At 74.1% G+C, this 21,911-nt stretch carries 16 protein-coding genes; 12 read left to right on the top strand and 4 right to left on the bottom strand.

Going from position 1 to position 21,911, the window contains the following annotated elements:
• The first annotated feature begins 155 nt into the window (after positions 1–155).
• The 5 genes from ACFC1F_RS23930 (at position 156) to ACFC1F_RS23950 (ending at position 6,419) form a co-directional block, all read left to right on the top strand.
• The gene (locus ACFC1F_RS23930) at positions 156–1,058 is read left to right on the top strand and encodes a hypothetical protein (RefSeq protein WP_376161124.1); all 903 of its coding nucleotides are present in this window, start codon (positions 156–158) and stop codon (positions 1,056–1,058) included.
• Positions 1,055–2,497, top strand: a complete 1,443-nt coding sequence (locus ACFC1F_RS23935) for an NADH-quinone oxidoreductase subunit NuoF family protein (RefSeq protein ID WP_209415337.1) — start codon at positions 1,055–1,057, stop codon at positions 2,495–2,497. The genes ACFC1F_RS23930 and ACFC1F_RS23935 overlap by 4 nt, the downstream gene beginning before the upstream one ends.
• 250 nt (positions 2,498–2,747) lie before the next feature.
• Positions 2,748–3,791 carry an SCO0930 family lipoprotein gene (locus ACFC1F_RS23940; RefSeq protein WP_376161126.1) on the top strand — a complete coding sequence of 348 codons (1,044 nt, stop codon included), beginning with the start codon at positions 2,748–2,750 and terminating at the stop codon, positions 3,789–3,791.
• Positions 3,788–4,297 carry a hypothetical protein gene (locus tag ACFC1F_RS23945; protein ID WP_376161128.1) on the top strand — a complete coding sequence of 170 codons (510 nt, stop codon included), beginning with the start codon at positions 3,788–3,790 and terminating at the stop codon, positions 4,295–4,297. The genes ACFC1F_RS23940 and ACFC1F_RS23945 overlap by 4 nt, the downstream gene beginning before the upstream one ends.
• A gap of 1,285 nt (positions 4,298–5,582) precedes the next feature.
• Positions 5,583–6,419, top strand: a complete 837-nt coding sequence (locus tag ACFC1F_RS23950; protein WP_376161153.1) for an RNA polymerase sigma factor — start codon at positions 5,583–5,585, stop codon at positions 6,417–6,419.
• Positions 6,420–6,867: 448 nt separating this feature from the next.
• On the opposite strand, the gene ACFC1F_RS23955 is transcribed toward ACFC1F_RS23950, so the two are convergent.
• Positions 6,868–7,515 carry a dTMP kinase gene (locus ACFC1F_RS23955; RefSeq protein ID WP_376161130.1) on the bottom strand — a complete coding sequence of 216 codons (648 nt, stop codon included), beginning with the start codon at positions 7,513–7,515 and terminating at the stop codon, positions 6,868–6,870.
• A gap of 381 nt (positions 7,516–7,896) precedes the next feature.
• Between ACFC1F_RS23955 and ACFC1F_RS23960 the strand changes: the two genes are divergently transcribed.
• The 7 genes from ACFC1F_RS23960 (at position 7,897) to ACFC1F_RS23990 (ending at position 19,179) form a co-directional block, all read left to right on the top strand.
• Positions 7,897–10,248 (top strand): N-6 DNA methylase, encoded by a 2,352-nt coding sequence (locus tag ACFC1F_RS23960; protein WP_376161132.1) that lies wholly within the window; start codon positions 7,897–7,899, stop codon positions 10,246–10,248.
• On the top strand, positions 10,245–12,236 hold the full coding sequence (locus ACFC1F_RS23965) for an N-6 DNA methylase (protein ID WP_376161134.1): 1,992 nt from the start codon (positions 10,245–10,247) through the stop codon (positions 12,234–12,236). Before ACFC1F_RS23960 ends, ACFC1F_RS23965 begins: the two co-directional genes overlap by 4 nt.
• Positions 12,233–13,528: a restriction endonuclease subunit S gene (locus tag ACFC1F_RS23970; RefSeq protein ID WP_376161136.1), complete on the top strand. Its 1,296-nt coding sequence runs from the start codon at positions 12,233–12,235 to the stop codon at positions 13,526–13,528. Before ACFC1F_RS23965 ends, ACFC1F_RS23970 begins: the two co-directional genes overlap by 4 nt.
• A 56-nt stretch (positions 13,529–13,584) precedes the next feature.
• A complete protein-coding gene (locus ACFC1F_RS23975) occupies positions 13,585–16,740 on the top strand; it encodes a type I restriction endonuclease subunit R (RefSeq protein WP_376161155.1) in 3,156 nt (1,051 codons plus the stop codon).
• Between the two features lie 294 nt (positions 16,741–17,034).
• Positions 17,035–17,577, top strand: coding sequence for a TetR/AcrR family transcriptional regulator (locus ACFC1F_RS23980; RefSeq protein ID WP_209415343.1), 543 nt, complete (start codon positions 17,035–17,037; stop codon positions 17,575–17,577).
• 160 nt (positions 17,578–17,737) lie between these two features.
• Entirely contained in the window at positions 17,738–18,316 is a 579-nt protein-coding gene (locus ACFC1F_RS23985; protein ID WP_209415344.1) for a carboxymuconolactone decarboxylase family protein, read from the top strand.
• The gene (locus ACFC1F_RS23990; protein WP_376161139.1) at positions 18,313–19,179 is read left to right on the top strand and encodes an RNA polymerase sigma-70 factor; all 867 of its coding nucleotides are present in this window, start codon (positions 18,313–18,315) and stop codon (positions 19,177–19,179) included. Before ACFC1F_RS23985 ends, ACFC1F_RS23990 begins: the two co-directional genes overlap by 4 nt.
• 93 nt (positions 19,180–19,272) lie before the next feature.
• Here ACFC1F_RS23990 and ACFC1F_RS23995 read toward each other — a convergent pair whose 3' ends face one another.
• The 3 genes from ACFC1F_RS23995 to ACFC1F_RS24005 form a co-directional block, all read right to left on the bottom strand.
• Positions 19,273–20,457, bottom strand: coding sequence for an alpha-hydroxy acid oxidase (locus ACFC1F_RS23995; protein WP_376161141.1), 1,185 nt, complete (start codon positions 20,455–20,457; stop codon positions 19,273–19,275).
• Positions 20,454–21,542: a 4-hydroxyphenylpyruvate dioxygenase gene (hppD, locus tag ACFC1F_RS24000; RefSeq protein WP_376161143.1), complete on the bottom strand. Its 1,089-nt coding sequence runs from the start codon at positions 21,540–21,542 to the stop codon at positions 20,454–20,456. The genes ACFC1F_RS23995 and hppD overlap by 4 nt, the downstream gene beginning before the upstream one ends.
• A gap of 139 nt (positions 21,543–21,681) precedes the next feature.
• Positions 21,682–21,894, bottom strand: coding sequence for an MbtH family protein (locus ACFC1F_RS24005; protein ID WP_209415347.1), 213 nt, complete (start codon positions 21,892–21,894; stop codon positions 21,682–21,684).
• Positions 21,895–21,911 lie beyond the last annotated feature (17 nt).

Genomic DNA, 21,911 nt, shown 5'->3' on the forward strand with positions numbered 1-21,911 from the left:
GCGACGGGCCGCCGGGCCCGGGGCCGGCCCCCGGAGGGCGACGGACGGGCTCGGCCGGGGCCCGGGGGAGCGATCGCGACTCCCCGCGCCGCCGGTGCCGGGATCCCGACATCCGATTCGACAGCAGGTTCAGGACGAGGCCGGAGGGCTCAGCAATGGTGAGAGGGCAGAGGCGGCGGTCACGGCGGTTCGGCCCGGTACCGCGGGGCGTCGAGCGGGCCGGCCGGGCGCGCGCGGCGGCCGAGGGCGACCAGTCCGCGGAGGGCGGTCGCAAGCAGCCGAGTCCGTGGTCGTTCCTGCCGCCACTGGCGGCGGGCCTGGGCGTGACGGCCGTCGTCGTCAACCCCGGACTGCAGTCGTTCCTGACGTTCGCCGTCGGGGTGCTGGCGCTCGTGTCGTTCACCTCCGCGGTCCTGTGGGGCCTGGCGGCGACCGACCGGCTGATCCTGACCCCGGCGCACCGGCTCGTCGCGCAGGCCGTCCACCGTGCGATGGGCGTCGCGGGCGTGGTCTTCCTCGTCCTGCACGTCTGGATGAAACTGGTCGTGGGACAGATCGGCACGCTCGCGGCCTTCGTGCCGTTCGCCGACCCGGCCAAGCCGGTGGTCCTCGGCCTGGGGACCGTGGCCGGCTACCTGTTCCCCGCGGTCGCGCTCGCCGGGGCGGCCCGCGGGAGGCTCGCCCGCTCGGGTGACGCGCGCCGGTGGAGGGTCATCCACCTCTGCTCGTACCCGGCGTGGGGCGCGGGCCTGGTCCACGGGCTGCAGTCAGGCCGGCTCGCGGCCTCCTGGGTGGTGCTGCTGTACGGCGCGGCCGTCGTGGGCGTGATCGTCGCGCTCACGCTCAGGCTCGTCCTCCAGGACCGCTCCGGCCCGCGCCAGGCCACCGTCCGGCCACTCCGGCCGGAGACCGGCGGCCCCGAGGCCCCCCTCACGCGTCCGCAGGCGGCCGCGCGGCAGGCCGTGGCCGTCGGACAGGGGCCGGCCGTGGGGCGGGGCGCGGCCGCCGGGCCGGGCCTGGCCGGCATCGGACTCGGACGTGGGCGGCTGGACGGGTGAGCGGCTTCCCCCCGCCCGTCATCTGGTTCGGACGGCCGGTCCTGTTCGCCGGCCTGGAGAGCCTGGACCGGGTCGACTACCGCTCCCACCTCGTGGTCCACGGCCAGCTGCCGGCGCTGCGCGCGGAGGAGCTGGCCGAGCTGGCCGAGAACGTGGACCTGCGCGGCCGGGGAGGTGCCGGATTCCCCTTCGCCCGGAAGCTCAGGGCGGTCGTCAAGGCGGTCGCCCGGCGCCGCACCAGGCCGGTCGTGGTCGTCAACGGAACGGAAGGAGAACCGAGTTGCCTGAAGGACACCACGCTGCTCCTGCGCACCCCGCACCTCGTGCTGGACGGCGCGCTGATCGCGGCCGTGGCGCTGGACGCGGAACAGGTGGCGATCGGCGTCACGCGGGCCGACACCGAGGAGTCCCTGCGCCGGGCGCTGGAAGAACGGAGGTCGGTGAAGCCGCAGGTGACGGTGGTGCGGCTGCCCGAACGGTTCGTCACGGGAGAGGGGAGCGCCCTCGCCCGCGGCATCACCAACGGGATCGCCCTGCCCAGGGGAGGTGGCGTGCGCACCAGCGACAGCGGTGTCGGGGGCGCCCCCACGCTGCTGTCCAACGCGGAGACGTTCGCTCAGCTCGCCGTGGCGGCCCGCTGGGGTGCGCTGCCCTACCGGGAGATCGGCACCCCCGAGGAACCCGGTACGGTGCTGCTCACGATCGCCGGCTCGACCGTGGTGGAGACCCCCACCGGAGTGCCGCTGGAACCGGTCCTGGCGGCGTGCGGCCTGGACGTCGGGCAGGGGGTCCTGGTCGGCGGCTACCACGGGAAGTGGCTGACCCCGGAGGCCGCCCGCTCGGCCGTGGTGTCCCGCCAGTCCTTCCAGAGCCTCGGAGGGGCGCTGGGTGCCGGAGCCATCCTGCCGCTGCCGGAGACGACCTGTCCGCTGTGGGAGGTCGTCAGGATCTCCCGCTGGATGGCGGACGAGACGGCGGGCCAGTGCGGGCCGTGCTACCTGGGGCTCCCCGACCTGACCGCGGCACTCGAGGACCTGGTGCGCGGCGGCGGCCAAGCCGCACTCGACCGGGTGCAGGCCGGGATGCGGGCGGTCACCGGACGGGGGGCGTGCAGCCACCCCGACGCCGCCGCCCGTTTCGTGGCCTCGTCGCTGGCCGTGTTCGACGACGACCTGGTCGCGCACTCGTACCAGGGAGGGTGCGGGCGGCCGCTGCAGGACGTCCTGCCGCTGCCGGAGGTCGAGAGCGCCGGCACCATCGTGGTCGACTGGACGCTCTGCGAGGCCCACGGCCTGTGCACCGGCGTCCTGCCCGACGTCATCCGGTTGGGGGCGGACGGGTTCCCCGCCGCGGGCGTGATGCCCGTACCCGCGAGGCTGCTCTCCCGGGCGGCGCGAGCCGTCGACCGTTGTCCCGCGCTCGCGCTGCGGATCCAGTGAGGCCGACGCGGTTCCGGGCGCTGCCGCTCCTGTCCGAGCGCGGCCCGGGCGGCGCGGGTGGGCCGGGTGGGCCGCGTGGCCCGCGCGGCCCCGGGCGCTCGTCGGGGCGGCGGCGGGCCGATCGAGAGCTTCCGGAGGTCCATCGACCCTGAGACCCACGTCCCGTGTCCGCGGACCGACGTTCGGCGCCGGAGCGGACCTCAGAGGACGCACACGGAAGGCCAGTTCCACCGATGGAAAGGCAAGCAACATGTTGACGAAGCGATACGGACTGGTCGGGCTCTGCCTGCTGCTGGTCGGGCTCGTGGTGATGGCCCTGACGGGCAGCATGAGCAGCAGCGCCAAGTCGTCGTCCGGGTCGGGCTCCGGCCAGCTGGTCGGCGCGCAGGACGCCGCGCCGGCCGGCGGCGGATCGTACGGCTCGTACGGCGGTGCGGGCGCGTCGCCGTCCGCCGGCGGCCAGTCCGCCGGCGCGTCGGCGGGCGGGGGCCAGGCCGGGGGAGCGCTGACCGTGCGCAACGACGCCGCGCTCGGCATGGTGGTCACCGACGGACAGGGCTTCACCCTCTACCGGTTCGACAAGGACACCGCCAAGCCGCCGATGTCCAACTGCAACGACGGCTGCGCCAAGACCTGGCCGCCGGTCGCCAAGGAGGGCACGACCGCGGGGAGCGGGATCGAGGCCGGCGTGGTCGGCGAGGTCACGCGGGCCGACGGATCGAAGCAGCTGACGCTGGGCGGCTGGCCGGTCTACCGCTACGCGCAGGACACCGCGGCCGGTGACACCAAGGGCCAGGGCGTCGGCGGCACCTGGTTCGCCCTGGCACCCGACGGCAAGAAGGCGGCCGCCGCGGCCACCGGCGGGACGACCTACCCGTCGGCGACGTCGACGGGTGCAGCGCCGAATCCCCAGCCGTCGCAGCCCGCCCAGGGCGGGGCGCAGGTCTCCGTGACCGTCCAGGCGCAGCTGGGTTCGATCGTCGTGGACGCGCGCGGCATGACGCTGTACCAGTACGCCAAGGACCCGTCCTGGCCGATGCGTTCCCTCTGCGAGGGCCAGTGCGCGATGACCTGGAAGCCGGCGCCGGCCGTCGACCCGAGCCAGGTCAAGGGCGTGGACCCGAAGCTGATCGGCAAGATGCAGCGCTCCGACGGCACCTGGCAGCTGTCCGTCAACTGCAAGCCCGTCTACACCTACGCGGGCGACAACGCCCCCGGTGACGCCAACGGGAACGGCAAGGACAACCTGTGGTCGGCCATCAACCCCGCCGGGAAGCCGGTGACCGGTAAGTGACGGCCGGGGACTCCACCCTGGCGGCCGTCCGGCCGCAGAGGACCGTCCGTCGCAGGCTCCAGTGGCTCGCACTGACCGTCCTGCTCCTCCTGGGCGTCGTCGAACTGCTCGGCGGTGCGGGCGGGTTGCTCACCCCGTCGCGGACGTCGGCCGACGTCGCCCGGGCCTCGGTGGAGGACCTGGCCCAGCGGATCGGCTGTAAGGCCGACATCACCGCCGACACCACGGACCTCCGCCAGGGGCTGTGCACCCTGGGCGACGACGAGGTCTGGATCGCCACCTTCCCGACCGCCGGGGCCCAGACGGCCTGGACGTCGGGGGCCGAGGAGTACGGAGGGTCGTACCTGGTGGGTGACCGGTGGGTGGTCGTCCTGTCCGACACCACGGCGGACCTCCTGCACGCGAAGCTGGGAGGGGTGATCACGGGCGGCGCCGACCACACCGGGCACGCCGGTCACGGCGACCGGGCCGATGACACCGGCCACGATCCGTCCGGGGCCGGCTGACCCCGGCGAGCGCTCGACCGATCGGGGCGGTGGCGACACCACGGGACTCCCCGGGCCTGGGCCCGCGGGAGTCTCCGTGGTGTCGCCACCGCCGTCGCGTTCCGGGCTTCCACGGGCCGGGGCCGGCAGGTGTGCCCACCCCGTCCGGCGGGTCGTCGAGCCCGGGGAGGCGGGGCCGGCGGCAGCGGGGCGGGGACGGGCGCGTCGGCGCTCTCGCGCGAGCCGGGCCAGATGGCCCCGGGGGAGCAGGTGCCGGGGAGCGGGTGCCGAGGAGCGGGCGGCCCGCGAGGCCGATCCCCTGCGGGCGGGACCTCGGAGGTGGGCCGCCCGCTGACGTCCGCCGAGGCCCCGCCGAGGCCCACGAGGCGTTCCTCGCCGCCTCCGTGAGGGCCGCCCGCGTGCCACCCGGCCGGGTTCCACCGCCCCGTGCGGCAGAGGGACGTCCGACAGCCGTGCGCGCGACGGGCAGCGACCGGGCTTCTCGGACCACCCTCGGGGCGCCGGCCGGTCCCGGCCTCGCGCCAAGGCCTCCGTCGCGCCCGCGGAACGCCCGGAGAACCCCAGCAGTGAAGACTCGCAGGGCAGTTGCGGCCTCGCCGTCCCGCCGCGGCTGTTCCGGGCCTCCACCGCCTCGCACGGCGCGGCGCGCGCGTCCGCGCCCGGCCCGTCGACGACGGGCCGGGAACGTCCTCACGAGACGCCTCCCGGCGGCACGACGGGTGCCCGGCAGGGTTCCGGAAGTCCGTCACGGTGTCATGGGTGGTGCCGCGCCATCGATTCGGAACATGCCAAACCCGAATCGGCATTTCTGTTATACCCACGGCGCGGGACACGAGTTCGGGACGGAAGGGACCAGGGAGGTCGGCGGGGACGCGGGCCGTCGAGCGTCCCGGCGCCGGCGCGCACAGCCCGACGGGAGCCCCCCGCTATTCGGTTTGGGAATGGGCGGGCAGGAGGCGGGCCTGGAGACGATTGCCCGAACGCCGTCCGGCTGGTGTGCTGTGGACCACCTTCCACCGCCTCCCGACGGCACGGCAGTCGTCCGTCACCGGTGTCGTCCAACCCGGGCAGGCCGAAGGCATCGACAGCGTCACGTCCCTCCGGGACCGGGTGCCCCCGCGCCCGCCCACCCAAGAGCCGCCAGGTGCAGCGCCGCGCCTGCCCCGCCTCGCCGACAACCGAGCCACGCCCGATCTCCCCCGACCCCGTGTGCGGCCGCCGCACCCCCCGGTGCGCGCGACCTGCCCCTCACGGGGCGGCCAGAGCTGAGGAGAACACATTGACCGTGCGTTCCGACGACCACGGACTGGGTCTGAGCACCATGAGCGACGTCGAGCTCTCCGCGGTCCTTCCCGCCGCGACCGCCACCGACACCTCCCGGGTCGGAGAGGTGATGGCAGAGGTCTTCACCCGCCACCACGGCGCGGTGCTGGCCTATGCGCGCGGCTACTGCCGTGACCCGCAGACCGCGCAGGACCTCGCCGCCGAGGCCTACGCCCGTACGTACATGTCGGTGGCCCGTGGCCACGGACCGCGTCACGCCTGGCGCCCCTACCTGATGGCCTGTGTCCGGCGCACCGCGATGGAGTGGAGCAGGCACGTCACCCGCCGGGTGCTGCTGCCGGAGGACTTCGAGACCTGGGCCGAACACCTCGCCGGGGACGCGGAGACCGAGGCCGCGCTGCTCGCCACCGAGGAGACCGCCCTGGTCACCAAGGCCTATCGCTCCCTTCCCGACCGGTGGCAGGCGCTCCTGTGGCTCACGGTCGTGGAGGGGGAGTCGGCGGCCGCCGTCGGACACCGGATGGGGATGACACCGAGCGGAGTGCGCTCCCTCGCCGCGCGGGCCCGGGAGGGTCTGCGCGAGGCCTACCTGCGAGGGGACGCGGACCAGGCGGCCGAGCCGGCGTGCTGCTACGTCACCGCCCGGCCGGCCGACGCGATCCGGCGCCCCGGCCGGCGGCGCGGCCCCGAACCGGTCCGGCACCTGGAGAGCTGCGAGGGCGGCGCCCGGGGGGCGGGGGAGGTCGAGCGTGCCGACCACGGCGCGGTGGCGACGGCGGCGACGGCCCCGGGCCCCGAGGCGGCGCGCCGACGCGGGTGCCCGGTCCGTCGGCGGTGAGGAGCCCGTCCTCGGCACGCGCGCGGCTTCGTGCGGCAGGACACCGCCGTCCCGGCCGTTGCCCTCCGTAGCCGGCCGCGATCCGGGGCGGGTTCCGGCTCCGTGACGACGGCGCTCACGGCCGACGGGCCGACGGGCCGGCGGAGAGACGCCGGGAAGCGCGGACGCGTCGGCCGTCCGCGGCGCTTGCCGCGGACGGAACCGGCCCCCGGGTGCGCCCGGCCGTCCTCCACGCCTGCCCGGCCGTCACCGCCGGGCGCGCCGCCGGGACGGCCCGGGCGCGGTGGAAGGAGCCGACGGCAATCCGCTCGAACCGGCGTCCGCCCCGAGGGAGTGACGGTTCTTCAGGCCTGCTGGGGGTCGTCGTGGCGTACTTCGCGCGGGCCCGGAGAACCCCGGCGGGGTCGCCGCCGGCGATCAGCCGCCGCCGTCCCGGGTGGAGGATGGCCTACGCCCTTCCGGGCGTGGGCACCGCCTCGGGCAGGGTCCTGCGGACGGCCTCGCGGAGGAGCTCCTGGACGTCGTCGAACGAGCCGTTCCCGTCGACCACGACGAAATCCTCGAATTCCGGGAGGGAGCGGTAGGCCGCCCGGTAGTCGGCGAGGAACTCCGACGTCTCCTCGTCGATTCCGCGACGCGCGATCCTTTCCCGGGCGACTTCCGGATCGACGTCCAGGAAAAGGGTGAGGTCGGGCTGCGGGAGGGACCGGTTGAGCCGCCTCAGGAATTCCTCGTTGTCCGCCTTCTGGAGGCGGACGGCGGCGTACTGGCACGCGGTGTAGCGATCGGCGACGGCCACCGCGCCCGGGGTGTTCAGCACCTCCTCGACGGGGGCGAGCGCCGACAGCCGCGCGCAGGCCGAGATGAGCCTGATCGTGTCGGCCCCGAGCATTTCCAGGTGGCCCGGGAAACCCTCTTCCCTGGCGATCGCGTCCAGGGCCCGGCGGACCGGGAGCTGTGTCTGGTTCAGGAAACGCCGGGTCGGGCGCCCCAGGCCCTCGAACCACTCGGCGAGTCGCTCCACCTGGCTCGTCTTGCCGGCGCCGTCGATTCCCACCACCGCGACGAGATGGCCGCTCCGGCTCCCGGGTGTCACTCTTCCGTACCTCCAAGATGACCCGTGTGCACGGATTCGGGCGCCTCGTTTCCCTATTCGGCCCAGACTGCACGGGCTGTCCCGCCATGTCAACGACGGTCGGGGCGGGCGACTTTGGGTTCTGGCCGATCGCGCCGGAATGCCCGCAAAACCGGGACATGCCGGATGAATGCCTCCCGGATTTCCTTGAGGCCCCCGGGAGGTGATCTTTGCACCGCAGGGCGGCCGCTCCCCGGACCCGGGCGCGTCGGGCGGGGCCGGCCCGGGCGGGGTGATCCCGGGAGGGCGGTCCGCGCCGGTGAAAGCACCGTCAATCGAAGATCGACTGTTGCTGATGGTGTACCTTGTTTACCGTCCATTTCCGGGAGGGGCGGAAACTCCATGCCGCAACAGCCAGCAGCGCCGCCGTCCGCCCGGGTGACGGCCGCGGAGATCTCCCGCATCGCCGGCGTCACCCGCGCGACCGTCAGCAACTGGCGGCGGCGTCACGCCGACTTCCCGGCGCCCGGCGGCGGCACCGAGACCAGCCCGCTCTACGACCTGGGCGCCGTCCAGCAGTGGCTCCGCGAGCGGGGGCGCACCGCAGCCGCCTCGCCGCAGGAGGCGCTGCGCACGGCGCTGCGGCTGCTCGGGGCGGGCGCGGACGCCACCCGCTTCTTCCCGCTGCTGGCCGCGGCGGCGCGACTCGCCGAGCAGGAGTCGGACGGCCTCCTGGAGCTGTCCGGCGACCGGCTCGTGGCGGCCGCGAACCGGGCCGCTGACCAGGCCATGAACCGGGCCGCTGAGCAGGCCCTGAACCGGGCCGCGACGGCCCGCGGCGCGGCCGGGCCCGCGTCCGGGCCCGCGCCTGGGCTCGCGTCCGGGCCCGCGCCCGGCCCCTACGGGAGCGAGGACGCGGGCGTGATCCGCGCGCTGCTCGCCTGTGTGCGCGGCGCGGGTCCGCGGGCCGCACTGGACGTCCTCGCGGAGCGCGAGCTCGACGAGAGCGCGGCCGGCGGCACCTACCGCACCCCCGAGGGCCTCGCCGAGCTCATGGCCGCGATGCTGCCCGGGCCCGTCCTCCGGGTGCTCGACCCCGCCTGCGGCAGCGGCTCCCTGCTGGCGGCGGCCCGCCGGCGCGGCGCGCGCGAGCTGTACGGGCAGGACGCCCTCGCGCTCCAGGCGCAGCGGGCGTCGGTCGCCCTGATGCTGGACGAGCCGGGCCCGCCCGCGGAGGGCGGGGCCGTGATCTCCACCGGCGACAGCCTGCGCGCCGACGCCTTCCCCGGCCTGACCGCCGACGCCGTGCTGTGCAACCCGCCGTTCGGGGACCGCGACTGGGGCCACGACGAGCTCGCCTACGACCCCCGGTGGGCCTACGGCGTCCCCTCGCGCTTTGAGTCGGAGCTGGCCTGGGTCCAGCACGCCCTCGCGCACGTCGAGCCCGGCGGGTACGTCGTCATGCTGCTGCCGCCCGCCCTCGCCTTCCGGACCTCCGCCCGCCGGGTCCGCGCCGAACTCGTCCGCAGCGGAGCCGTGCGGGCGGTCGTCTCCCTGCCGGCCCGCGTCGCCCACCCGCTGCACATCGCCCTGCACGTCTGGGTGCTCCAGCGGCCCGAGCCGGGGGCCGCCGACCGGGCCTCCGTGCTCTTCGTCGACGGGAACGGCGAGGTGTCGGACGGCGCCGGTGCGGGTGTCCCGGTGCGCGGCGGTCCACGGGGCGTCGACGGCGTCGACTGGGCGGGCCTCGCGGAACGCGTGCTGGCGCCGTGGACCGCCTACCGCGCCCGGCCGGAGGGCTTCGCCGACGAGTCGGGGTCGGCCCGCGCCGTCCCGGTGGTCGACCTCCTCGACGACGTCGTCGACCTCACCCCGGGCCGGCGGGTCCGCGCGGCCGAGGTCGACCCGGCGGCACTCGCGGGCAGGATCGCCGCGCTGCACGGTCAACTCGGCGAGCAGCTGGGCGAACTGGCCGCACTCGGCGGGGCGGGGGAGTGCGAGCCGGCCGGCGCCGCGACACGTGAGTGGCGCACCGTGACCGTCGCCGACCTCGCCCGGGGCGGTGCCCTCGCCGTGGTCCGGGCGTCGCCGCCGGGCGGCGGACGCGACCCCAGGGGCGGCGGCAGCGCCCCGGCGGAGGCGGGCGGGCACCGCCCGGTGCTGACGGCACGGGACGTCCGGGACGGCACCGCGCCCTCGGGCGACGGCGGGGACGCCCACCCGGACACCACCCAGGCGATCGCCGCGGGCGACGTGCTGCTGCGCGCCGCCGCCGGCCCGGGCGGTGCAGGGCCGATGACCCGGGTCGCGGACGAAGGGGACGCCGGCGCGCTCCTGGGCTCCGCACTGCACCTGCTGCGCCCGGACCCGGCCCGCCTCGACCCGTGGTTCCTCGCCGGATTCCTCGGCGCGGCCGACAACATCTCCGCCGCCTCGACCGGCACCACCACGGTCCAGGTCAACCCGGCGAGGCTGCGCGTCCCGCTCGTGTCCCTGACCGAGCAACGCCGCTACGGCGAGGCCTTCCGCCACGCCCACCGGCTGCGCGTCGCGGCCCACCGCGCGGCGGCCGTGGCCGCGCAGGCCGCCACCGCGGTGACCGCGGGCCTCACCGCCGGCGCCCTGCTGCCGCCGGTGTCCGGCGCCGCCGCTGCGGCCGGGCGGCCGCAGCCGGCCCGCAGCAGCGACCAGACTTCATCCGTCCGGCCCGGCCATGGGCGGACGGCCCGACAGGAAACCGGGGAAACCCCTTGAACAGCAGCAAGCACGCGGAGCTGGCGAACAACGCCTGGTCGGTCGCCGACCGCCTGCGCGGCGACTACAAGCAGTCCGACTACGGCAAGGTCATCCTGCCCTTCACCGTCCTGCGGCGGCTGGAGTGCGTGCTGGAGCCGACCCGCGCGAAGGTCACCGCGACGGCGGCGCAGCTCGTCGGCCAGGACCTGGACGAGGACCGCTTCCTGCGCAAGGCCTCCGGTCACTCCTTCTACAACAAGGGGTCCCTGACCCTGAAGAAGATCGCCGACGATCCGCTGAACGCCGCGACCAACCTCCAGCGCTACGTCGCCGCGTTCTCCGAGAACGCCCGCGAGGTCATGGAGAAGTACGAGTTCAACCAGCAGATCCGCAGGCTGGAGCGGGCGAACCTGCTCTACCAGGTCATCTCCAGGTTCATCGACCTCGACATGCATCCCGAGGTCGTCCCCAACCACAACATGGGCTACATCTTCGAGGAGCTCATCCGCCGGTTCGCGGAGCAGTCGAACGAGACCGCCGGTGAGCACTTCACCCCGCGCGAGGTCATCACGCTGATGGTCAACCTGCTGGTGGGGCCCGACGCCGACGTGCTGAGCCTGCCCGGCGTGGTGCGCACCGTCCTGGACCCCGCCTGCGGCACGGGCGGCATGCTCAGCGCGGCGGAGGACCACATCACCGCGCTGAACCCGGGCGCCAGGGTGGAGGTCTACGGGCAGGAGCTCAACCCGGAGTCCTGGGCGATCTGCCGCTCCGACCTGATGATCAAGGGCCAGGACCCCGACCACATCGCCTTCGGCAACTCCTTCACCGACGACGGCCACGAGCATGAGAAGTTCGACTACCTGCTCGCCAACCCGCCGTTCGGCGTGGAGTGGAAGAAGGTCAAGGAGAAGGTCGAGCGCGAGCACGGGTCGCTCGGCGACGCCGGGCGGTTCGGCGCCGGCCTGCCGCGCATCAACGACGGTTCGCTGCTCTTCCTGCAGCACATGCTGTCGAAGATGAAGCCGGTCGACGCCAACGGGGGAGGCGGCTCGCGGGTCGCCATCGTCTTCAACGGCTCCCCGCTGTTCACGGGCGCCGCGGAGTCGGGCGAGTCCAACATCCGCCGGTGGATCCTGAGGAACGACTGGCTGGAGGCGGTCGTCGCCCTGCCCGACCAGCTCTTCTACAACACCGGCATCTCCACGTACTTCTGGATCCTCACCAACCGCAAGTCCGCCGGCCACAAGGGCAAGGTCGTCCTGCTGGACGCCCGGGACCACTGGGTGAAGATGCGCAGGTCCCTCGGTGACAAGCGCAAGCAGATGAGCGAGGCGCAGATCCGCGAGATCACCCGCCTGTACGGCGAGGCCCTCCAGGTCGCCGACGACCCGGAGCACCCGCTGCACGGCAAGGTGAAGGTCTTCCGGAACGAGGACTTCGGCTACCAGCGCATCACGGTCGAGCGGCCGCTGAAGCTGCGGTTCGAGGTGACGGAGGAGACGCCGGCGACGCTGGCCGAGGCGAAGCCGGTGCAGCGGCTGGCGTACGCGGAGGAGTTCGTCGACGCGCTGCGGCCGCTGGTCGGCCGGAGCTGGCCGACCAGGTCTCAGATGCTCGTCGCCCTCAAGGACGCGGTCGTCGCGGCGGGCCTGGCCTGGCCCGGCGGCGCGGCGTTCGCGAAGGTCATGCGGGACCTGATCGGGGTCCGCGACGCGGACGGCGAGGTCCAGACGGTCAAGGGCGCGCCCGAACCCGACACCGAGCTGCGCGACTACGAGAACGTCCCGCTGGGGGAGGACGTCGAGGAGTACCTCCGGCGCGAGGTGCTGCCGCACGTCCCGGACGCGTGGATCGACCACGGCAAGACGAAGACCGGGTACGAGATCCCGTTCACCAGGCACTTCTACGTCTACCAGCCGCCCAGGCCGCTCGCCGAGATCGATGCGGAGCTCAAGGCCCTGGAGGCCGAGATCCAGGCCCTGCTGGGCAAGGTGGCGGAATGAGCCAGGCCTGGAAGGTGCGGTCCGGGACCGAGGAGGTCCCGGACGGCTGGGAACTGCGGCGGGTGGGGGACCTGGTCTCCCTCACGAACGGCCACCCGTTCCCCTCGGACACCTTCGGACCCACCGGCGACGTGCCGCTGGTCAGGATCCGCGATCTCGGCGACGGGCCGTTCGAGACCTTCGTGACCGGACCCGTCCCGCCGTCCGTGCTGCTGCGGGACGGCGACGTCGTCATCGGCATGGACGGCGACTTCAACCTCGTGCTCTGGAACAAGGGCCGGGCCGCCCTGAACCAGCGCCTGTGCCTGCTGCGCCCGCGCGGCGGGGTCGACATCCGGTTCGTGGCCTACGCACTGCCGGCCGCCCTGAAGATCATCAACGACCTGACCTTCTCGACCACGGTCAAGCACCTGTCCTCCTCGGACGTCCTGAGCGAGCGGATCATGCTGCCCCCGCCGGAGGAGCAGCGCCGCATCGCGGACTTCCTCGACGCCGAGACCGGTCGCATCGACGGCCTCACCGGCATGAGGCGCCGGCAGATCGACAAGGTGGCGGAGCGCTACAGCGCCTTCCTCTCCGAACTGGTGGTGCCCGGGGCCGGTGCGCCGGGCGCCCGCCATCCGCTGTGGCCGTGGCTGCCGGCGTCCGTGGCCACGGCGAGGCTCGGCTACCTCGCCCGGGTCCAGACCGGTGTCACCGTCCACGGCGCGCGGGACCGCAGCTCCGACGACGCCGAGTACCCGTACCTGCGGGTGGCGAACGTACAGGGCGAGTGGCTCGACCTGTCGGAGATCAAGACGATCACCATCCCCGTGGCGATGGCCCGGCGCTCGACGCTGCGCCCCGGGGACGTCGTCATGACGGAGGCGAACGGGAACCCCGACAACCTCGGCCGGGGTGCGGTCTGGACCGGGCAGATCGCCGGAATGGTGCACCAGAACCACGTGTTCGCGATCCGGGCCGACCGGCGCAGGCTGATCCCGGACTACCTCTCCGCCCTGCTGGCGTCGTCCCACGGCCGGACGTACTTCCGCTTCACCTCGACGCAGGTCGGGATCGCCACGACGAGCAGCTCGAAGGTCCTGGACTTCCCGGTGCCGACCCTGGACCTCCGGCGCCAACGGGAGGTCGTGAAGGAGTACGAGGCGAACCGCGCGACCACGCGGCAGGCGACCGACGCACTCGTGCGCCAGCTCGACCTGCTGGCCGAGCGCCGGCAGGCACTCGTCACCGCCGCCGTCACCGGCCGGCTCGACGTGTCCAGCGCCTCCGGCCGGGGGGCCGCGCAGTGACCGCCGCGCCCCCGGTCCACGGCGAGGCCGCCTTCCGCGCGGCCGTCGTCGCCGCGATGACCGAGCGCGGGTGGCGCGAGGCGAGGTCGCGGAAGTACCGGGCCGAGCTGGGCCTGGACCCCGGCGAGCTGTTCGCCTTCATCCGCGACACCCAGGCCGACGCGTGGGACGACCTGGTCACCACCCAGTACGCCGGTGTCCCGGAGGAGGCCGAGCGCGGGTTCGCGAAGCGGCTCGGCCAGGCGATCGCCTCCGACGGGCTGCTCAAGGTGCTGCGCGAGGGCGTGAAGGACCGCAGCGTCCTCCTCCGGGTCGCCTACTTCCGCCCCAACCTGGTCGAGGACGACTCCGTCCTCGACGGCTACCGGGCGAACCGCCTCACCGTCGTCCCGGAGCTGGAGTACGCGACCAAGCGGGCCGACCACGGCAACCGGCTCGACCTGGCCCTCTTCCTCAACGGGATCCCGGTCGCCACCGCCGAGTTGAAGAACCCGCTGACCGGGCAGGGCGTCGAGCAGGCGAAGGAGCAGTACCGCACGAAGCGCGACGAGAGCGAGCCGCTGTTCACCAGCCGGGTCGTCGCGAACTTCGCGGTCGATCCCGACCTGGTCTTCGTCACGACCCGCCTGCGCGGCGCGAGGACGCGCTTCCTCCCGTTCAACACCGGTTCCGCGGGCCCGGGGGAGCCCGGCGGCGCGGGGAACCCCGTTCCCACCACGCCCGGCACCTACGCCACCTCCTACCTGTGGGAGCAGGTCTGGCAGCGGGACAACTGGCTGGACCTCCTCCAGCGGTACGTCCACCTCCACAAGGAGCGGACACCGGGCGGCGGGACCACCCGGGAGCCGGTCTTCCCGCGGTTCCACCAGTGGGACGCCGTCCGGAAGCTCGCCGCCCACGCGGCCGTGCACGGGGCGGGCCACAACTACCTGGTCATGGCCTCGGCCGGCTCGGGCAAGTCGAACACCATCGGCTGGCTCGCCCACCGGCTGAGCGACCTGCACACGCCCGCCGATCCGGCCGCCCTCGACCCCGAGGCGCTCGCCGCCGGCCTCAGGCCGGGCGTGCCGGTGTTCGACAAGGTCATCGTCATCACCGACCGCCGCAACCTGGACGCCCAGCTCCGGGAGACCGTCGGCGGCTTCGAGCAGACCGCCGGCCTGGTCGTGAAGATCGACGAGAGCCGGGGGGCGAAGGGCGCGCAGCTGGCGCGGGCCCTCTCCCGGGAGTCCGGGAAGATCGTCACGGTCACGCTCCACTCCTTCCCGGCCCTGCTCGACTTCCTCCGGCAGAACCCGACCGAGATCCGGGGCCACAACTTCGCGATCGTCGTGGACGAGGCCCACTCCTCGCAGTCGGGCGACGCGGCCACCGCCGTCCGGGCAGCCCTGCGCGACCTGGGCCTCGACGGGGACTCCGGTGAGGCGGGCGCCACCGAGGCCGCCGCGGACGAGACCCCCGCCACCGTGCAGGAGCGCCTCAGGCACAAGGCCTCGCAGCGCTCCCGGGCCGCCAACCTCTCCTACTTCGCGTTCACGGCCACGCCCAAGGCCAAGACCCTGGAGCTGTTCGGCACGCTCCGGGACGTCGGCGGCGCGGCCGTGTACCGGCCCTTCCACACCTACTCGATGCGCCAGGCGGTCGAGGAGGGCTTCATCCTCGACCCGCTGCGCAACTACGTCACCTACGGCACCTACTGGAAGCTGGTCAACCGGAACCCCGAGGAGCGCGAGGTCGACCCGAAGAAGGCGAACCCGCTGCTCGCCCGGTTCGCGCTGACCCACGACCACACCGTGGCGCAGCACGCGCAGGTGATCGTGGAGCACTTCCTCGCGCACACCCGCGGCCGGCTCGGGGGCCGTGCCAAGGCGATGGTGGTGACGGCGTCCCGCCAGTCCGCGGTGCAGACGGCCCGGGCGATCAGGAGCTACCTCAAGGACCGCGGCTACGACACCAGGTACCCGGACCTCGGTGTGCTGGTCGCGTTCTCCGGCTCGCTCGCCCTCGACGGCGAGGAGACCACCGAGGCCCGGGAGAACGGCGGCGTGTCCGAGAGCGCGCTGCCGAAGGCGTTCGCCTACACCCGGGCCGACGACAAGGCCGTCCGTGCCGGCGGGCCCGGCCGGCAGGAGTACCGGATCCTGGTCGTCGCGGAGAAGTACCAGACCGGCTTCGACCAGCCGCTGCTGACGACGATGTACGTCAACAAGACGCTGACCGGCATCTCCGCCGTGCAGACGCTGTCCCGGATCAACCGCACCGCCGAGCGCAAGGCGCAGGCGGACCTCGTGGTGCTCGACTTCGTCAACGAGGCCGCGGACGTCCGGGAGGCGTTCCGGCCGTACTTCGTGGAGGCGCAGACCTTCCCGTCCGAGCCGAACCTGCTCTACCAGGCGCAGAGCCGGGTCATGTCCGCGCCGGTCCTCACCGCCCAGGAGATGGACCGGTTCGCCGCGGCCTACTTCGCCGCGCAGGACAGGGCCGGCGGGTCCGCGGCGAGGTGGGAGCGGCTGCACGCGGAGCTGTACCGGCTGCTCGCCCCGGCGGTGGCCGCCTTCGAGGCCCTGCTGGACGGCGAGGACGAGGACGACCGGCAGGTGGCCGAGGCCTTCCGGGCGGACCTGAACGACTACGTGCGCAAGTACGGGTTCCTGGCGCAGGTCGTCCCGTACACCGACCCCGACCTGGAGCGCCTGCACCTGTACGGGCGGTACCTGCTCAACCGGCTGCCGCGCCGGGCCGACGGCGGGGTCGACATCGGCGAGGTCGACCTCAGCCATCTGCGGGTGGAGAAGACCGGCGAGTACGACGTGGGCCTGACCGCGGAGGGGCCGGCCCTGGTCCCGAACGTCGGTGACGGCGCGGGCGGCGGCGGGGAGCGGGAGACGTCCCTGCTGTCCCAGCTCATCGCGAGGTTCAACGACAGGTTCGGGACGGACTTCACCGAGCGGGACCTGCTGCCGGCCTTCAACGCGGCGCTCGCCGAGACCGAGGTCCGCCAGGCCGCCGTCGTCAACGACGAGGACAACTTCGGCAAGGTCTTCGACCGGGTCTTCGCCGACAAGGTCGAGGACTACATCGGCATCGTCACCGACCTCGGCAAGCGGTACTTCGCCCCGGACAGGGGATTCCAGTCCAGCCTCAACCGCAGTGCCCGCCGCGCCGCCTGGCGTCTGATCAGGAGCGAGGAGGGCGTCGGCGACGACTCCTGACGCCCGTGCCGGCGCCGCCCGGACGGGGCCGGCGGCCCTTCCACGGGCCGCCGGCCCCGGGCGCGGCGAAGGCCGGCAGCCGCTCGGCGTCCCGGACCGGGCGGCCGCGCAGCGTCGGCTGCGGGGCGTCCCGACCCGGGCGGCCGTGCAGCCGCTGGTACAGGGGGCGGTCGGGGGCCCGACCGCCGGGGCACGCGGTGGCGACTGCCCCGCGAAAACGGTACCGACCGGTACCGACAGCAGGACGGTACCGACCGGTGCCGTTTGGCGTCAAGGGTGGTTAGGATCGGGTGCATGGCAGTAAACGCAAGGGCACGCCTGCTGAGCACCGCCGAATCCCTCTTCTACGCCAACGGGATCCACGCGGTCGGCGTGGAGCGCATCCTCTCCGAGTCCGGCGTGGGCCGGGCCTCCTTCTACCGGCACTTCGCCGGCAAGGAGGCCCTCGTGACCGCGGTCCTGGAAGGCCGCGACCAACGCTGGCGCGCCTGGCTCTCCGAGCGGGTCGCCGCCCACGGCGGCCATCCGCTCAACATCTTCGACGCGCTCGCCGAACGGTTCGCGGCGCAGGACTACCGCGGCTGCGTCGCGATCAACACGATGACCGAGATCTCGGACCGGACCAGCCCGGCGCGCCACATGGCGGCGCTGCACAAGACCCGCGTCATCGAGCTCGTCGAGCAGCTCATGCGCGACGCCGACGTCCCCCAGCCGGAGGTCCGGGCCAAGCAGTTCGCCCTCCTGATGGACGGCGCCATCGTCACCGCGCTGCGCGAGGGCACCCCGGACTCCGCCTGGCGGGCCCGCGGCATCGCGGAGGCCCTGCTGGCCTCCTGAACCGCGCCGGGCCCGGCGGGCCCGCGGGCGGTCGGCGGCGACCGGTGACGGCCGCCGTCCAGTGGTTGTCACAAGCGCGGGCCCGGCGGTGTCTTCATGTCGCACAGGCCAACCGGCCCGTCGGCCGCCGGGCCGGCCGCCGACCCGACAGGAGAACACCATGACACCGCGCATCCCGAAGGCCGAACTCCCCGCCGAGCTCAGGGAGAACCTGGCCCAGCAGTTCGGCGCCGTCCCGGAGCCCCTTGAAGTGGCGTTCAACAACCCCGCGGTCGCCACGTCCAACCTGGAGTTCTCGGCCGCGATGGGCGCCTGGAACGCGGCGGACGAGGGCCTCAAGACCTTCGCGCACATGGCCGTCGCGGCACGGATCGGCTGCGGCTGGTGCCTCGACGTCAACTACTTCGTGGCGCAGAACCGGAACCTGGACCTCGCCAAGGCGAGTCAGGTGCCGCGCTGGCGGGAGTCGGAGGTGTTCACCCCGCTGGAGCGGGAGGTGCTGGAGTACGCCGAGGCCATGACGAACACGCCGCCCACCGTCACCGACGAGCTGTCGGCGAGCCTGCTCGGCCGGCTCGGCCCGGCCGCGCTGGTCGAGCTCACCGCGTTCATCGGCTTCGCCAACCTGGCGGCCAGGATCAACAGGGCGCACGGGATCACGTCGCAGGGCTACTCCGACGCGTGCGCGATCCCGCTGGCCGGGCGCCCCGAGCAGGCCCGCGTGGCGCCGACGGCATGACCGGGGACCCGTTCGTCGCCCACCGCAGTCTGCTGTTCACCGTCGCCTACGAGATGCTCGGGTCGGCGGCCGACGCGGAGGACGTGCTCCAGGAGTCCTGGCTGCGGTGGGCCGGCGCCGACCGGTCGCAGGTGCAGGACCCGCGGGCGTACCTCGTCCGGATCGTCACCCGGCAGGCGCTCAACCGTCTGCGGACGCTCTCGCGCAGCCGCGAGGACTACGTCGGCGAGTGGCTGCCGGAACCGCTGCTGACCAGCCCCGACGTCGCCGAGGACGTCGAACTCGCGGAGAGCGTCTCGATGGCGATGCTCACCGTGCTGGAGACGCTCGGGCCGGCCGAGCGGGCGGTGTTCGTGCTCCGCGAGGTCTTCGAGCTCCCGTACGGCGAGATCGCCGAGGCCGTCGGGAAGTCCGCGGCCGCGGTGCGGCAGATCGCACGGCGCTCCCGTGAGCACGTGGCGGCCCGGCGGCCTCGGACGCCGGTGAGCAGGGCGGAGCAGCAGGCCGTGGTGGAGCGGTTCCTGGCCGCGCTGCGCACCGGGCGATTGCAGGAGCTGATGGAGGTCCTGGCGCCGGACGTGGTGATGATCGCCGACGGGGGCGGGCTGGTCGCCGCCGCCCTGGCCCCCGTCCACGGGGCCGGGGTCGTGGCGGCGCTGCTCGCGCGCGCGAACGAGGTGGTCACCCGGTTCAGTGCGGCGGCGGTCTGGCTCAACGGCGCGCCCGCGGGCCGGATCGAGTTCGACGGCGAGCCGTCCGCGGTGAGCCTCGTGGTGGAGGCCGGGCGGGTCACGCGGATCTACGTGGTGCGGAACCCGCGGAAGCTGACCCGGCTGGACGATCCGGCCGAACTCGCCAGGTGACCCCGGCGCCGCGCCCGCGCCGACCGTGTTCCGGGTGGTTGCCGGCCACCCGGAACACGCTCGGCGCGGGCGGTCGGGTGCCCGGGCCGGTGCTCAGCCCGCGGCGGGTGCGCAGACGTCCCGGAACGGCGCGGGGGTGAGCACGCGCAGGGACCGCGCGGCGGTGACCGAGTCGCAGCCGGCCAGCCCGAGCGCGTCCCGCAGCTCCTCGGTCAGCAGGCGCAGGACACTGCCGACCCCGGCCTGGCCCTCCGTGGCGAGCCCCCAGAACACCGGGCGGCCGACGAGCACCCCTGAGGCGCCGAGCGCGAGGGCCTTCAGGATGTCGGTGCCGGTCCGCACCCCGCCGTCCAGCAGGACCTCGCAGCGCTCGCCCACCGCGTCCCGGACCTCGCCGAGAACGGCCATCGGCGGTACGGCGCCGTCGAGTTGACGCCCCCCGTGGTTGGAGACGACGACCGCGTCCACACCGTGCTCCGCCGCCTGCCGGGCGTCGCGCGGGTCGAGGACGCCCTTCAGGACCAGCCGGAGGCCGGTGCGGCTGCGGAGCCGTTCCACGTGCTCCCAGGAGAGCGCCGCCGTCATGGCGGCCCTGGTGTGCTCCGCCACCGCCGAGGACCGGGCCCGGTGGTCGTGCGCCAGGGAGGCGGCGCCGTCGCCGAGGTGGGCGGCCCGGACGTCCTGGGGAAGGACGAACCCGTTGCGGACGTCGCGCAGACGGCGCCCCATCCACGGCAGGTCCACGGTCAGCATCAGCGCCTCGCAGCCCGCCTCCTCGGCCCGCGCGACGAGGTCGAACAGGCGGGCCTCGTCCTTCAGCCAGTAGAGCTGGAGCCAGAGCCGGGCGCCCTGCGCGGCGATCTCCTCCAGCGGATGGCTGCTCAGCGTCCCGGTGACGAAGGGCACTCCGGCTTCCCGGGCGGCCCGGGCCACCGCCAGCTCGCCGTCCGGGTGGACGAGCCGGTGGTAGGCCATGGGCGCGACGGCCAGCGGAGCGGCCGCCGAGCGGCCCAGCAGGGGCGACGCCGTCGAGCAGCCGGAGACGTCCCGCAGGACGCGCGGTACCACGTAGAGCTGCTCGAAGGCCGCGAGGTTGGCGTGCACGGACGACTCCGTGCCGCTGCCGCCCATGACGAAGTCCCAGACGTCCGGCGGCAGGACCGCGGCCGCGGCGCGTTCGATGTCCCGCAGGCAGAGGGGCCCGCCGGGCGCCGGGGCGGGCCCGGCCGGCCCGCGGCCCGGACCGGGGGACGGCGGGTGCGGAAGGAGCGTGCTCACCGCGCGCCACCGCCCTGGCGGGTGCGTTCCAGCTCGACGGCCTCGTACAGCGCCTTGATGTTGGCGCTCCCGAAGGTCTCCGCGCCGATGCGCTCGATGACCTCGAAGAAGAGGGTGCGGCGCGCGTGGGAGGACCGGGTGAAGATCTGGAAGAGCTGGCCGCCGTGGTCCTCGTCCACGAGCAGGTTCCAGCTGCGCAGCTCCTCGATCAGGTGGTTCTTGGGAGTCACGCGATCGGCGAGGAGGTCGTAGTAGGAGCCGGGCGTGGTCAGGAACTCCACCCCGCGCTCCGCCAGGGAACGGACGGACCGCACGGCGTCGTCCACCGAGAACGCGATGTGCTGGACCCCGGAACCCTCGTGACGGGCGAGGAACTCGTCGATCTGGCCGGGCCGGGCGGTGACGTCGGGCTCGATGACGGTGAACGTCACCGTCCCCGAACCGCTGCGGGCCACCTTGGAGTTCATCGCCTGGGCGCCGACGACGATGCGCTCCTCGAAGACGTCCTCGAAGCCCAGCACGCCGCAGTAGTACTCCACGGTCGAAGCCAGCTCCCCGGCGTTGACGCAGACGGCGAAGTGGTCGATCTCCCGCAGCCCGACGGGCGGCACGACCTCGCGTGCGGCGGCGAGCGCGGCCGGATCGGCGACGAGCCCCCAGGGCAGCCGCGGCCGCGCGGGGCCGTCGTCACGGACCAGGGTGTGCACGACGTCGCCGAAGCCGCCGATGGTGGCGGCGGTCCCGTCCGCCCCCGGAGGGGTGACGGACCGCGCCCCGCGCCGGACGGCCTCGGCGTAGGCCGCGGTCACGTCGGGCACGCGCAGCGCGATGTCGGCCACCCCCTCGCCGTGGCGCCGCGTGTACGCGCCGATGGGGTGGTCCGCCGACCCGCTCTCGGTGAGGACGAGCGTGATGCCGCCCTGGACCAGGGCGGCACTCCGGCAACCCGCACCGGGGGAGGCGCCGCGGGCGACGACCTGGAAGGCGTAGCGCTCGACCCAGGCGGCCACGCTCCGGTCGAGGTCCTCCACGCATAGTTCGACGTACTCGATACCCAGGTCGCCGTAGACTGCGGACGTATTCACGTGACTCTCTCCTCAGGTGCGTGGCGGGTCCCGCCGCTGCGGCCGGACGGCCGGCGCGGGGAACCCGTGGAAACGTCAGGCGACGCCGCCCCGCACCCGGGCCGGCGGACCGGCCGCGGCGGCGCGGGGGCGGCGCCGGTCAGCTGTTGTTCACGGCGTCGACCAGGCTCTTCGGGCGCATGTCGGTCCAGGCCTGTTCCACGTACTCCAGGCACTCCCGGCGGCCGGCCTGCCCGAAGACGGTCTCCCAGCCCTCGGGGGCGGAGATCGAGGCGGGCCAGAGCGAGTGCTGCCCCTCGGCGTTGCGCAGCACGAGGTACGGGTCGGCGTCGTTCTCGAACGGGTTCGTCACGGGTCTGTCCTCCGGAA

Source organism: Kitasatospora sp. NPDC056181 (assembly GCF_042266225.1).
GTDB lineage: Bacteria > Actinomycetota > Actinomycetes > Streptomycetales > Streptomycetaceae > Kitasatospora.